11 protein-coding genes are annotated in these 13,026 nt (G+C 52.7%); 4 read left to right on the plus strand and 7 right to left on the minus strand.

Annotated elements, in window-relative coordinates; translation table 11 throughout:
• Positions 1-283: 283 nt before the first annotated feature.
• Entirely contained in the window at positions 284-1,030 is a 747-nt protein-coding gene (locus tag VE954_RS38525) for an START domain-containing protein (RefSeq protein WP_324963213.1), read from the plus strand.
• Positions 1,031-1,063: 33 nt separating this feature from the next.
• Here VE954_RS38525 and VE954_RS38530 read toward each other — a convergent pair whose 3' ends face one another.
• The 5 genes from VE954_RS38530 to VE954_RS38550 all read right to left on the minus strand — a co-directional run bounded on the left by VE954_RS38530 (position 1,064) and on the right by VE954_RS38550 (position 8,460).
• Complete coding sequence (locus VE954_RS38530; protein WP_324963215.1) at positions 1,064-2,371, minus strand: hypothetical protein; 1,308 nt, start codon at positions 2,369-2,371, stop codon at positions 1,064-1,066.
• An 83-nt stretch (positions 2,372-2,454) separates the two neighbouring features.
• A complete protein-coding gene (locus tag VE954_RS38535) occupies positions 2,455-3,438 on the minus strand; it encodes a DUF4189 domain-containing protein (RefSeq protein WP_324963217.1) in 984 nt (327 codons plus the stop codon).
• A 123-nt stretch (positions 3,439-3,561) separates the two neighbouring features.
• Positions 3,562-4,167 (minus strand): tRNA-uridine aminocarboxypropyltransferase, encoded by a 606-nt coding sequence (locus VE954_RS38540; RefSeq protein ID WP_324963219.1) that lies wholly within the window; start codon positions 4,165-4,167, stop codon positions 3,562-3,564.
• 15 nt (positions 4,168-4,182) lie between these two features.
• Positions 4,183-7,578, minus strand: coding sequence for a hypothetical protein (locus VE954_RS38545; RefSeq protein ID WP_324963222.1), 3,396 nt, complete (start codon positions 7,576-7,578; stop codon positions 4,183-4,185).
• Between the two features lie 105 nt (positions 7,579-7,683).
• Positions 7,684-8,460 (minus strand): class I SAM-dependent methyltransferase, encoded by a 777-nt coding sequence (locus VE954_RS38550; RefSeq protein ID WP_324963224.1) that lies wholly within the window; start codon positions 8,458-8,460, stop codon positions 7,684-7,686.
• Between the two features lie 202 nt (positions 8,461-8,662).
• Between VE954_RS38550 and VE954_RS38555 the strand changes: the two genes are divergently transcribed.
• Together VE954_RS38555 and VE954_RS38560 are read left to right on the plus strand one after the other, a co-directional pair.
• A complete protein-coding gene (locus VE954_RS38555; RefSeq protein WP_324963225.1) occupies positions 8,663-9,193 on the plus strand; it encodes an RNA polymerase sigma factor in 531 nt (176 codons plus the stop codon).
• 250 nt (positions 9,194-9,443) lie between these two features.
• A complete protein-coding gene (locus VE954_RS38560) occupies positions 9,444-9,632 on the plus strand; it encodes a hypothetical protein (RefSeq protein ID WP_324963227.1) in 189 nt (62 codons plus the stop codon).
• Positions 9,633-9,672: 40 nt separating this feature from the next.
• Here VE954_RS38560 and VE954_RS38565 read toward each other — a convergent pair whose 3' ends face one another.
• Together VE954_RS38565 and VE954_RS38570 are read right to left on the minus strand one after the other, a co-directional pair.
• On the minus strand, positions 9,673-10,632 hold the full coding sequence (locus tag VE954_RS38565; protein WP_324963229.1) for a bifunctional helix-turn-helix transcriptional regulator/GNAT family N-acetyltransferase: 960 nt from the start codon (positions 10,630-10,632) through the stop codon (positions 9,673-9,675).
• 18 nt (positions 10,633-10,650) lie between these two features.
• Positions 10,651-11,967, minus strand: a complete 1,317-nt coding sequence (locus tag VE954_RS38570) for a S41 family peptidase (RefSeq protein ID WP_324963231.1) — start codon at positions 11,965-11,967, stop codon at positions 10,651-10,653.
• A gap of 193 nt (positions 11,968-12,160) precedes the next feature.
• Between VE954_RS38570 and VE954_RS38575 the strand changes: the two genes are divergently transcribed.
• Complete coding sequence (locus VE954_RS38575; RefSeq protein WP_324963233.1) at positions 12,161-12,697, plus strand: hypothetical protein; 537 nt, start codon at positions 12,161-12,163, stop codon at positions 12,695-12,697.
• Positions 12,698-13,026 lie beyond the last annotated feature (329 nt).

The raw sequence follows: 13,026 nt of genomic DNA on the forward strand, positions 1-13,026 counted from the left end.
GATTTCGGCCGATGGACGATTTCGCAAGCAGGTCAAATTCAAGCCCAACGCCCGTCAGCGGGTCCCCACCTCTGAATAAATCTTCAGGTACCGGAAGCCCTGACGCAGGGCTTTCAGGATTTTTCCCACGTCATGTATCCTCCGTCTCTCAGTCGTACCGCGGTTTCCGAAGGGCAGCCCGTGCTCGATTTGAATTGGAGAATGGTGTGGACCCTGTGCTAAAGTCTGAGCCCATAACCAATCAAAGCCAATGACGGCATTTCTTTGAGCGAGGGCACACACTTTGAGACGTTTCACACTGCTTTTGAGCATCACACTGAGTGGGTTTGTCGGAAGTCCTCTGGCCGTGGCCAAAGCGCCAGCCGTGGATAAGGGTTGGGAAGTCCTGAATACTGAAGAAGGCGTGACCGTTTACCGTAGCGATAAGGCCCAGGATAATATTTTTACCTTCCGCGGTGTAGGATTGGTGGAATCCAGTATTCCCAAGCTCATCGCGTTGATGTCGGATCCGCATCGCATGCCGGAGTGGGTTTTCAACTGTGAAGAAGGCCAACTCGTCGAGCGGAATTTCAAAGACTCCGATCGGGCCCCGGATGCCTCGCCGTACTATCAGATCTTTTATGGGGTGACGTCCGTACCCTGGCCGTTGACGCCCCGGGACTATGTGCTCAAGGCCCAGATCAGCTATGAAAAATTGCCGAATAGCTCGCTCCCCAAAAATGTGACCATTGCCATGCGCAGCATTGAACATCCGAAAAAGCCTGAGGTCCCAGGTCGGGTCCGCATGCCTGTGATGGAATCCATGATTGTCATGACGCCCGAGGATCAGGAGGGGAAAAAAACCTGGGTTGATTTTTCGGTGACGACCAATCCCGGTGGCGTGATTCCAGCCTGGATTTCGCAGATGGCGTCACGCGATATTCCGCGGAAGACGCTGGTGAATTTGCGGAAGCTGGCGCAAAAGCAAGATTACAATAAAGAGTTCGAAGAGCTGGTGAATTTTCACTATGTGCAGAATTTGAAGAAATAGGGAAAGCCCGGCTGGGCATTCCCGTGAAGCAACTTACAGAGTGATCTTCATGGCGCTCAGGGGTCCTGTGATGGACCCAATCGGAGCGGGTGTGGTTGGTGTAGGAGTGGCCAGGACTCCGGTCCATGCAGAAGTCGCAAAATCGTGGACATTCAAAAACAAATAGTTGCCCTGTTCGGCCGTGCCTAACCCAAAGTAAAAGCGTTCGTTAAAATATATGGTTTTGACTTTGAGGCGAGCCATTTCCTCGTTGAACCTAGCCTGTTTGACAACTTCCTTTAGCATCTCCAAACCTTTTTGCGCCGCTATAACATGGATTGTGCTGGATGAATATACCGTCAATGCCGGTTGCAACTTTTTAAACTCGGCGATTTGCGCGTCATGATGTTCCTGAGCGCTCCTGTACGGCTCAAAACTTGTTACTTTTTCGCGCTCTCCGTAGTAGCCTTTTTGCAAAAGATTTTGAGCTTCCTTGTTGTTCCGAAAGCGGGAGTCGTTCAAGATCCCAATCCCAAAATTTCCGATCAAGGCATACATTTCAGCCGCTTCTTCCAGATCTTCCGGTCTATCACAATCGCGAATGCCAAAGTCCAGGCCGATTTCGCAGCCTTTAAGGCGAAGCATGGCTTCCGTCTTTTTATAATATTCGTCTGCAAAAAGAGCGGTCTCGACGGGCGGTGTCACGAGCACAGGGATGGTGACTTCATCGCTGCGCTTTCTGCGGGTCAACTTCGAGCCTTCCAGGTCAAGCGCGTAGCCGTCGACGGTCACCGAAATTTTATACAACGCTACCGATTTGGTGCCGCGCTGATTGCCTGTGATGGTGAGGCCGCTGCCTGTGGCCGGGCACTTCAGGTTGGTCACATCGTATTCAATGCCCGTCATCCACTTGTTGAAGCCACAGCTTCCTGCATCCGAAGCGGCTTTGGCCATGAGAGAATTGAACATAGTCGTGGAGACGAGTTCTGTGACTATAGTGAACTCTCGGTCCGTCATGCTATAGCTACCCACAGCCTTGAGTTCGAAGTCCCGTGATGAACACCCAGTGTCCGAATAGGCGTTCATGGATTGAATGAAGTGATCTTTTTCCACTGACAATTCGACTTTCACGCCGTTTCCATGCGTGGGGTCGCGAAGGCACTCCGAAGTCCAGACTCCCAGAATGCGAGGGTCCGTCTGGGTTGAGCGCAGACCGAGACTTGGTATCGTGGCTTTAAGACGTGGCGCCTCTTTCACCTCTAGCAACGCGGGCTTCTTGGAACCCGAGCTTGAATCGCCACAGGCCGCAAGGGGGATGCAGATAGCTGCAACTAACGAAGATGATATAACAAAATGTTTCATGGTCAAGCCTCGATTATCGATGGAATGAAATCGTTGGAAAGACGTTCGAGGCCCGATTTTGATGCATCCGAGGTGGTAAAAATTTAGTCCTGGGAACAGACTGCGGCCAGGACTTCGCAACCGGCATCGGTTTGCTGGCAATAGGTCAATGCCGAATCCTTCGCCTCCTCTTTGTGGTTATTCCAGGCCCAACCGTAGCCTTGATTCACGCCCACGGCAAAAGCCGCGCAGGCGTTTTGCGCCCAGGCCATCACCCGGCAATCACCAGGACGGTTGCCATACTGCTCGCAGTGCCCCAGGGCGGTGGCATCGGCAGCGCCTTGATTCACCCAGTGCCAGCTCGTGCCATGGGCGCCGGTGCTGGGCGACCAGGCGATGGCTGCAAAGGTGCTGCTGGCATCTCCCTTGTGATAAACCTCCAAGAGGGTCGCCACGTCATTATAAGAAAGAATGGGGACGCGATTGGCCCGAACATCGACTTCATTGTTGCAGTAATTCATGATCGAGAGGGTATCGTAGCCGCCTATCTCAATCCCCGGAGACCAGGTTTTCTGCTCGCAGGTGGCGTCGTGACGATCCGCTTCGTGTTTCAGACCCAAAACGTGACCGAACTCATGCAGAGCATAGTTGCGAATGCAGTTGGCCACGCTTGCCGATTTTTGACACTCGGTTCCCCAGCCGGTGCCAGCCGATAGAAAATCAAAGGTCAGCTCCACACCGCGGGAACGATTATCGAGATGGCGACCGAAGGCGTTGACCTTGGGCCAGGTATAGGCGTCGACCCAAATACGAATGTTGGCGCTTGCCACTCCATCGCACGACTCCCAGCCCGTGAAATAAAATCCCACTCTTTGGTATTGAGACGCCACCGTTTCCTGGACGATGGTTTTATGGAAGGCGAGATCCTGACGGGCTGAGCTGTCGGATTCCCAGCACACGCTGAGGATTCTTTCGTCCCATTTCGCATCATAGCTATCGAAATAACCCAAGGGATGGGACAGGGGTTTTTGAGGTACAGAGCCGCAGCCGTGGACCATCAGAATCAGGACGCAGATCATCGCTCGCATGTTTCTTTCCTTTCTGTTGGATGCATTTCTCGCAGAAAGGGTAACGTGCAGGAGAGCGTTCTGTTGCAGGAAATCGCGGGCGGTGATTTCTTTTGAATCAGTACTTATGACGATCAAAGAAGTTCAGGATGGGGAATTCGTCATTTCATAATCGATCTGTTTTTGCACCATGGTTCCGAACACCCGTAGCAAATGATGATGCTCACCGGTGGGGTGGGTGCCCATCACTTCGATGATGTGATGAATGGTTTCTATGGTGGAGAAACAATCAGGATGAGGCTGCTTGCGAATGAGAAACTGCGAGGGCTGTTCGGGTCGGAACATGACCTGCGGCAGGACCTGAAGACAGCGGCTCTGCCGATACATTTTCTTGGCCATAGCCCAGGTGGCATCGAGAATAATGAAAACATCCTGCCGGTCATCACGCGTGGAAGCAGATTTCCAATGGGCGATATCCAGGGCGTCTGGCCCAGGGAACAGCAGATGGCACCGTTTCCCTGGGTCAAGGATCAATCGCTTCAGGGGCTGGTTACCATCAAAACAGCTGTCGGTCAGAAGCAAAGCATTCTTGAGATGGAGAAAAGCCATTCGGCCAGTATTGATGGCTTTCCGCGATTCCTTGGGATGCAGGAGAATGACAAACTGAGGATTGCTGGCAAAGGGCCGAATATCCTCGCAATAGCACATCACATCCGCCTTGCGGCAGGTGAGGCAGACCGTTCGTGTCATAGGCTATCCCTTTCCTCAAAGATCGATACGGACCACACCATAGCCCGTTTGAAACCAAATACGTCCATTGGCATCGACCTGCATATGAGAGATGTTGAGAAAGGTGCCGGTAACAGTGGGCAGACTGTAAAGGTCCTTTTCGCTGAAAACCTTGGTATAGGTCGTCCCATCGGTGCGGAGGACATCGAATTTCAGCACGATGATATAATCACCTTCGGGCGTTTTATGGACATTGCGCAGGAAATAGGCCTGATCGGGAACAGCCATCGAGGTTTTCGTTTGGGTCTTCGTATCAAGGATCCAAAATTGGGTGATCAATGAACCCTCGGTCACCGAAACGAGGTAGGTATCGGCATCAATCTGGCGAATCCGATCCATCGATTCAAGACCCCAATCCTGCCAGGTGGTCTTCTTCCACGGCTGATCCCCCGTGCGGCTCAGCAGTCCCACATCGGTGGCAATCAGAATGCCTTCACCCTGACGGAAAATGCCCTTGATGTCGGTCCCTGCATCCGGTGCAAACGTTTCCTTGCGAAACGCCTGGCCGTCGATGACGCCGACGGACATGCCTTCACCATAAACCCAAAACCGTCCCTGAGCATCACGTGTGCCGCCCCAGTACCAGGTTGGGCTAGGGAAGTGGATCAATCGGGTCCAATCCTGTTCGGGATTCCAGCGGTACACCCCATTCGGACTGACCACAATAGGTTCAAATACCGCGGTATCCAAAGGCGATTCATCGGCCATGCCTGGACTCTTCAGCGATCGATTCCAACCTGCAGACTCCAGCGTATAAAGGCCATCCGCCGGGACATATACCTGAGGAACGCTTTGTTCATTGATCCAAAGTCCGGCAATGGATGTATTGGGCACAACACCGGGTTTGGGAAAATAGACCCAATTACGGAGATGGAATTGATAGGGGAATTGATAGGAGCCGCCCGGGCTGGCCAACAGCCAAGGAGCCCCATTGTCACTGAGCACAAGCGGTGTGCCGATCGAAAATCTTATTAAGCCATGGACCGTTAAATCCCAGTGCCGCAGACCGAGTCCATCCCACTGCAGAAGTCCCTGCTCGGTTTCCCAGTAGAGTTCGCCCTTCACGGAAAAGTTTGGCATCACGCGCTGTCCGACACGTCTTGACGCCAAAAAGGGAAAGATCGTCCAGGTGCTTTGGCTTTCATCCCAGTACGCATCACCCAAAATAATCTCGGACTTTGGACCGATCGCCAGATCCTGAGGCCGGATATCAATCCACGTGAAAGACGCCGGATTCGGTAATGTGCGCGTCTGGCCACCTTCCATCACCTGGACCTGCATATCATCGCGACCCCGACCGCGCAAAACCCAGACCCTATCCTGGGCATCGGCAGCCACTTTCACCAAGGGTAAGGCATGATCCACAGGCGTCCATATGGAGTTTCCTTCCGCCTTTTGGAAGAGCGCAGTCTTGCAGGACAGCCAAAGGGTTTTCTGCTGATCGCGCACGAGAGTCAGCGTCTGATTTGCATCGCTGCAGGCTGCCCCGACTGCAGAATCCGGATAGTTGACGGTGGTCCATGTGCCAGCCTCGTGGATCGCGACGCCGGTCGGCGTTCCACACCAAAATCCCCGGCGTTGAAACGATTGCGGCTGCCGGCAGTCCTGTAGATTTTGCGAATCCCACGATGGAACAGCTTGCCATCCCGCTTCTGCCCAGCGGAAGATATAATAATAGGACTGCTGCGTTTCGCTATCAAACTTCTGCCACTGTGAGTGCAGTTCACCTTCGCCTGAAAGCCAGAGTTTGACAAGGTTCGACGTGTTGACATCCAGGGGATTGCCCTGATCTGTCCAGCGCTGCTCGGCTTCGTTCCATAGCATGACCACATTGAATTTCACGCCGAAGATGCGTCCCTGGCCATCCTGGATCAACTGTTGGAATGCATCTTCCAGCAGAGTCGTTGCACTGCGACGCGTGGGTTGCCAACGCTTCGGCTGGATACCAAGGGAAGCGGTTTGCTCGGCCACATGTCCAGCACGATCATCAGCCTTGACCAGGATGCGTAGAACGCCGCCTTCAGGTTTCATGTTGGGCCACAGGTCGGCCAGCGAAAGAGAAAGCTCGGCATCACAGGGAATAAAAGTTTCCATGGATTTATTTTTGCAGCGACCCTTGGTGCATTGGATCGACCGTCCGGATAGGGTCGATTGATCATCCCGAACAAATTCAGCTTTGCATTGATAGCTCGTGGATAACGCGGCATCTTCCAGCTGGGGGTGACTTCCCACGACGCGCAGACGAACATCGGCGCGAGGCGCCTTCATCTGGGCCGCCGGTTTATTCCAATCCGCTTCATCCCAGACGAGATTGATTTTGGGCTTATGGTCGGTCACGACCAGAGTTTGACAGCTGATCGAGGAACGATTGCCCGCCCTGTCTTCCGCATAAGCATAGTAATCAAAGACACCGAGTTCATCCGCAATAATGGAGCCGGTGCGCTGAAAGTTTTTGATGTCCTGGCACAGGGCCTGGGGAAGGCAGACGCCAGCGGCTGCTGCGACACCGCTTTCATCAATATCCTGGCCGCGTTTTTCTCGACAAAAAAGCAGATCGCTTTGTGCGGAGGGTGTTTTCCACGGCAGGATTTGACCTTTGGCAAAAACCGCGACGCGATTGTCCAGGGCGTAACCGTCGAGCCCGCCCACTTCAGGGCGTCGGTGCAAGACCTGAAGGGGACAGGATTCCATGCGATTGGGTACCACGCCCGGCACATCCCAGCCTTCGGTACTGACCTGAAACGAAAGACGGAGTTGGTATGAGCCTTCCGGCAGTGAATCAGTCCGAATGTTTTGCGGCAGTTCGGTCAGATGCAGACCGTAAGGTTTTTCGAAGAGAACAAACTTGCGTTGTTCCCTTTCATTCTCAGCAATAATTTCAAAACGCGCCGTCTGCAGTGCGCCGTCACTGGTCCAGCGCAAGGGAAAAGGCAAGGACTCATGAGCATAAAAACCCTGGTCAGGACACTGCAGCTCGGCTGTGACCTGAGGCGATGTTTGCATCGGCAATCGAACCAGTCCAGAATCGGGCGCTGGTGTCAACGTATGGGCCAGACTCCATCCCTGAGCGCTGCTGAACGCCTGAATCACACCGGGCTCGGCCGGAACCCGGACACAGCCGCGAGGACTGATCGCGAGCATTTGGGAGCGACGCGTTGCGCTTACAAAGCGACTGCGAGTCGTGAGCAGATTTTCGGGGGAAAGGTCCTGACCCTGTGGGTTTTCGAGCTTAATGACGAGCTCGTCCTTTTGAATCGTCGCAGGATCCACGCCACATAGGGAACCTACAGAATCAAAATGATTTTCAAATCGATGACAGCTCAAGCATAAGCTAATGGCAGCAAGCAATCCCAAGAGCAGGCGTGGTGTCATAATCCCCTCAAAACCGTATTGAAGGGGCGAATATAGCCGATTTCCATAAGGAAAGGAATCGTAAAGCCCGCGCGCATTATGGTTCAATCGGGCGCTGCAAGACGGTTAAACTGGTTTGTAAGCCCTTGTTGCAATAAAGCATTTCAGAAAACGATGGATTGGACTTTGATCGGCATCCCAGCCATCTTCATAAAAACCGGTCAGGACCAGGCCAGCGCGTAGTTGGCCTCCGATCTGATCTTCGAGGGTATGACCAAACGCGAGCGGTTCGCCAGCTGGAAGAAATGCTCCGCGTTCTTCCTCCGTAAGGCTGGTAAGGTCGCTGTAGGGAATCGGATAGCGCATGGTGGCCACGCCCTGTTTTTCCAGCTCCAAATCCAGGGTAAAGAGAACCGGATTGCAGAAGCCGGCGATGATGGTTCCACCTTTTCTTAAAACCCGATAGGCCTCTCGCCAAACCGCGTTGATGTCCGGAGCAAAGACGTTCGAGCAGGGATGAAAAATAAAATCAAAGCTATCGGACGCGAATGCACTGAGATCAGCCATATCCCCTTCGACTGTCTTGAGCGTCAAACCCTCACGCTCAGCCACTTCCCGATCACGCGCCAATTGCTTGGGTGAGTTGTCCAGGACCGTAACATCCGCGCCGGCCGCCGCCATCAAGGGTCCCTGCTGGCCCCCACCCGAGGCCAAGGCCAGAACCCGACAGCCTTGCCAGGTCGGAAACCATTCGCGCGGCACAGGTTTCTGTGGGGTTAAAACCATGTGCACATCGCCCAGGCGCGCCCGAGCCACCTCTTCTGGACTGACGGGGACTGTCCAGCGATTGCCTATGGAAACCTGATGATCCCAGGCTGCTTTGTTGTAATGCACGGGATTCATGGACGACTCCTTGTCATGACCTCGTCAGGAGGGTGGCGAAGCCTTTACCCATCCCGGTTTGTACAGAATAATCTTAAGCAAATATGGCTTACTTATCCCCATCAAATCACATCATATCATTCTATGGGAGGTGAGCGGTGAGCCGTTATCCATCTTGATAAGGTAGGTCCATGGCCAACCACACTGAGGCGAGGATATACCCATGAACAACGTTATCGAGATGCGGTCCCGGCACTTGCAAAAGATTTATAAAGATTTAGCGCCAGCAGCGCGAGCCTTTCTAAAAAAGCAAGGCTGCAGTGACGCCGATAGCGAAGACTTTCTGCAGGAAGCTTTTCTGCACCTCTGGAGCAAGCAACGTTTTATTCCAGACGGCATGGAGATGGCCTACCTGCATCGCATGCTCAAAAATCTTATTATCGATGAATTCCGCCGAACGAAAGCGAAAAATAATTATCTGCGCTGTCTGGATGAGACCGCTTATGAAATAGCAGCTCCTGATGAACAGCCGGCGCATGAAGCCAGGCAGCTGCTCTGGGAGAAATTATCAGAAGCATCACGGGATCCCAGGGCCAGTGCCTTCATACTGCAGGTCAGACAGGGCCTCACCCTTGAGCAGATTGCCGAACAGGAACACTCATCCGTGGGAACCGTTGCGGCCCAGATTTCCCGTTACCGCAAACAATTCAAGAATAACTTGCAAAGAGCGTGGGAATGTTCGGTCTGGTGTTAGTATCGGGCCGATTTGACTTCTTATTCCGGATCCAGCATAGTAAGGGAAGCCATTTTTGAGTGTTGGTGCGGGGATTCATGCAGAAAAAAATGAATGATTTGCGCAATCAAAACCGTCCTCTAGTAAATTATTTTTACTGGTTTTTTTCAGGAAAAACTGGATTAATGTAGGGTTCTGGAGTTATATTTCCTGTTTGGTACGGGGTGCGTCAGGGATATAATTTGGATAGTCCATTCATTGCGAGGAGACCATGCGTACAGAACTGCATCAAAAACTCTTGGCTAATGTGATTCTGAGTACGAAGTCTGAGCCTCTTTCGATTAAACGCTTTCGACACTCGGCAACAGCATCCGGAGTGCTTTTTTATCTGGCAGCTTCGTGTGCCGCAGCGCTGGGGCTGCTGGTTCTGGCCCTTACCAAGTGGACTCACGCATTTTAAGCAAATATCCCCGATCCCGCCGTTGGGATCGGGGATGGAGTCACGAACTGCGAACCAGATCCAACACAAATCGTCGGGATGGACGCAGGTATTTCATGGTTTGAGCCGTCAGACGATCTTCCACAAATCCAACTTTTCCATAGATATGATTAGCCGCTTCCAGTTTAGCGCTGGTGTGCAGAATCAAGGATCGTGCACCCAGTCCTTGTGCTTCGGTTAGGGCATGATGGAGCAGGATCTGGCCGATCCCGCGATTGCGATGACGACGCGCTACGGCCATCTTTGCCAATTCAAACACACCTTTTTGCAGCGCCACCAACGCAAAAGTTCCCACCACCTCGTCGCCCAGGCAGGCAAAATAAATCGCGCCGCCTTCACTGAGTATTTTCTCTGGTTGATCAAGCATGTGTCGATCTTCGTCTTCAATGGTAAAATATTCCGTCAGCCATTCTTCATTCAAGTGTTTAAAAGCGGGAGCCAACATTTTGGAATAGGGCTTCACTTGAATGTCCAAAGGCCGATTGCGGCGGTACCGTTCCTGAACTCGTTTGGAAATGGGTTTTTCCTGCAGAATGCGTTCGAACGATTCCAGCACTCCCAGGATATCGATATTTCGTTCCGCAAACAGTTCCTTCATCTCCTCTTCCAATGCTTTCCATACGGGTTGCAGCTCGGGAATCAAAGCTTCGCCCTTGGCGGAAAGCGTGATCATGCGCTTGCGCCCATCACGACTGTTGCGGGCTGAATCAATCAAACCCGCCTCTTCCATGGACTCAACGATTTTTATGATCGCGGGATGCGAAAGACCGATGCGACTGGCAACTTCGGTGACCGGCAGCTCGGGGTGCTCCTGGAGCAGATAAAAGACACTGAACCAGCGGGGCTGGAAATTGATGCCGAGTCCGGTGTAAATTTGCAAACCATCGGCCAGCATCGTTTCACCCAAAGTCTTGATGCGGGTGGCGAGGCTGAGAAAACCGAGTTCGTTGAGCAGGGTCATCGCATCTTCCTTATGAACTTACTTGGAGCGTTCGCTCTTGTCGACCTTGCCATCATCATACAAACCGCTGACGCTGACCAGATTGCCCTTGCCATCGCGATTGAACTGCAGGCGGAAATAGTCGACCCCTTCCACGGCAAAGCGATCGGTATCGATAGGAATCAGGCGGTTTTTGCGCGAGCCTCGGCTATAAATCAGCTGATCCTTGTCCAGGGCGATGGCGCGTTCCCCATAACTGCCGACATAGGATTTCAGCGTTTCAGGATTTAAAGTCAAGGGAGAATGGACGGCCTTGAGGGATTCGAGCGACCATGTCAGGCGTTTTTTGTCATCCGCGTCCTTGGTCTTTTTGATGAGGTTTTGCAGAGCCATGCCATGAGCCGTCGATAGCGCCTGCTCCGCGCTGACCTTGACGTCGGGCTCGATGCCCGTCCCTTCCCAGTTGGTCTTGGTGATGGGATTGATCGCGCGACCATAGGGGATCATCGCCCCGAACTTAATGTCTTTGAAGTAGTGAAGGTCCACAGGATGCGCCCCGCCACCGGTCGTTTCCCCGACAATGGTAGCCCGCTTCAAATTTTTGAGGTTATAGGTGAATTCCTCGGCCGCCGAGAAGGTGCCGCCACTGGTCAGGACATAAACTTCCTTATCCAGGTAGCGTTTGCCTTCAACATGAGCAGGGGTCCAGAACTGTTCATAGGAATCGGTTTTCCGGACATAGAATGAATTCAAATGCGTGGGCTCTTTCAGCAGATAGCTGGTTAGCAATTGAATCATCGAGGGTGAACCGCCTCCGTTATTGCGCAGGTCAAAAATCAAGGCGCGGGTATTGGCCATATAATTCATGGCCGCAATCGCCGTGGCGCCTCCAAATTCAGCCGGCTGGAAACCACGCAGATCGATATATCCGATATTGCCGTTGAGGATTTCCAGCTTTTTAAAGTCATAATTAGTGGCTTCCATCGAGGCGACTTCCTTGGCCAAGGCCTCAGGCCCCTGCTCCGGACGGTTGGGTTCCTTTTCCATATAGAAGACATTGATGTGTTTGTCTTTGCTGACCTCGATGAGGTCCTCTTTCAATTTCTGCGCAAAGACTTGCGGATCATCGATGGTGTTATAGCGCCCGTCTTCCATATTTTTCTTCAGCGCGGATTCCATTTTTTTGGCTGTTTCCGGAAACACATAGTTGTCGTTGAATTCCTTGCTGATCACTTCGATCACTTTGGCCTTGTCGATGCGGCTTTTGGCCGTGGTGATCGATGGGCTGATTGTCGCGCCCGACACCATCATGATTCCAAGAAATGCCAAGCATTGAAAGGGTTTACCTTTAATCATACCGCGCATCCTTATTCTACGAGTCGTTTACGAAGGCAGATACGTAACCTATTACATATCTTATCGGCCAAATCCAGAGAATTTCAAGAAAATCCTGTATACCTTGAATAACATGGGATAAAAGAAAGTCAGCGTCGGGAGCCTAGGCACGGCATGACCTTCCCGCTCTTAAGCCCAAAGGAGGCTGCTCCGTATGTTCAGGATGCCGTTCAAAATCTTGCCCTTCCTGCTCCTGATCCCGCTGATGGGTTGTCAGTCCACAGACTGGTCCAGCGGCGAAGGTGGTCGGGTCCATCTGAGTGGTCGGGGCGTGGCGAAGTATCATAATTATGATGGCGTTGCCAAATGTAGAACGGCTTTCGGTCTTGATCCACGCGCGTTCGCCATGCAGGTGACGGCAGCGTCCTCGCAGATTGCACGGCAATTTCCGGCGATGGGCAAGGTCGGCCGCCGTCAGGGGCCTTATGAGAATGCCGCGCGCTGTATTCGGGTACAAAGACAGGGGACAACGAAGACGATCGTGGTGCGAGCCATAGATATTTGCTGTGGCGGGGATTTGAAAAGTCCCAGCACCCATCAATTGGATTTGTCGAGGCAGGCTTTTGAACAGCTTGGTCCCGTGGCGCTGGGCAACCTGCGGGTGAATTGGGCGGTCGTGGATTGCCCCAAGTCCCTGCAGGTTGAAAGCGACGATGACGTCTGCGATGATGCGTACTACTTTATCCGCTGATTAAACTTTCTTGACCACAGCGTTCAGGTGGCGACCACTGGTGCCGCTGGCGACCTTGTCACGACCAAATTCGGTGGCGATATAAATCACCGAACGATCTCACATTTTGCCTTTGGCCGGATCACCATCCACATCGGTGGCTTTCAAAAGATCAATCAGAGCATCCATGTCTTTGAGAATGTAACTCCACTTAAACCTCTCCACCCAAGCCAAGGGCTATGGATGGAGATTCCTGGCCTTCGGGCGTTCAGCGCTTCCCTGGCCGGTCGGGCACCAGGGCTCTTGCTGAGGCTTACTCGGCCTTTTTCCCGATCTCTCCAGGGAAGACG

Origin of the sequence: Oligoflexus sp. (assembly GCF_035638955.1) — a bacterium.
Classification (GTDB): domain Bacteria; phylum Bdellovibrionota_B; class Oligoflexia; order Oligoflexales; family Oligoflexaceae; genus Oligoflexus.

Excerpts from the sequence above, each read along its gene's own strand:
- VE954_RS38535 (WP_324963217.1), bottom strand. The coding sequence starts at position 3,438 with ATGCGAGCGATGATCTGCGTCCTGATTCTGATGGTCCACGGCTGCGGC.
- VE954_RS38575 (WP_324963233.1), top strand. The coding sequence starts at position 12,161 with ATGTTCAGGATGCCGTTCAAAATCTTGCCCTTCCTGCTCCTGATCCCG.
- VE954_RS38540 (WP_324963219.1), bottom strand. The coding sequence starts at position 4,167 with ATGACACGAACGGTCTGCCTCACCTGCCGCAAGGCGGATGTGATGTGC.
- VE954_RS38565 (WP_324963229.1), bottom strand. The coding sequence starts at position 10,632 with ATGACCCTGCTCAACGAACTCGGTTTTCTCAGCCTCGCCACCCGCATC.
- VE954_RS38560 (WP_324963227.1), top strand. The coding sequence starts at position 9,444 with ATGCGTACAGAACTGCATCAAAAACTCTTGGCTAATGTGATTCTGAGT.
- VE954_RS38545 (WP_324963222.1), bottom strand. The coding sequence starts at position 7,578 with ATGACACCACGCCTGCTCTTGGGATTGCTTGCTGCCATTAGCTTATGC.
- VE954_RS38570 (WP_324963231.1), bottom strand. The coding sequence starts at position 11,967 with ATGATTAAAGGTAAACCCTTTCAATGCTTGGCATTTCTTGGAATCATG.
- VE954_RS38555 (WP_324963225.1), top strand. The coding sequence starts at position 8,663 with ATGAACAACGTTATCGAGATGCGGTCCCGGCACTTGCAAAAGATTTAT.
- VE954_RS38530 (WP_324963215.1), bottom strand. The coding sequence starts at position 2,371 with ATGAAACATTTTGTTATATCATCTTCGTTAGTTGCAGCTATCTGCATC.
- VE954_RS38550 (WP_324963224.1), bottom strand. The coding sequence starts at position 8,460 with ATGAATCCCGTGCATTACAACAAAGCAGCCTGGGATCATCAGGTTTCC.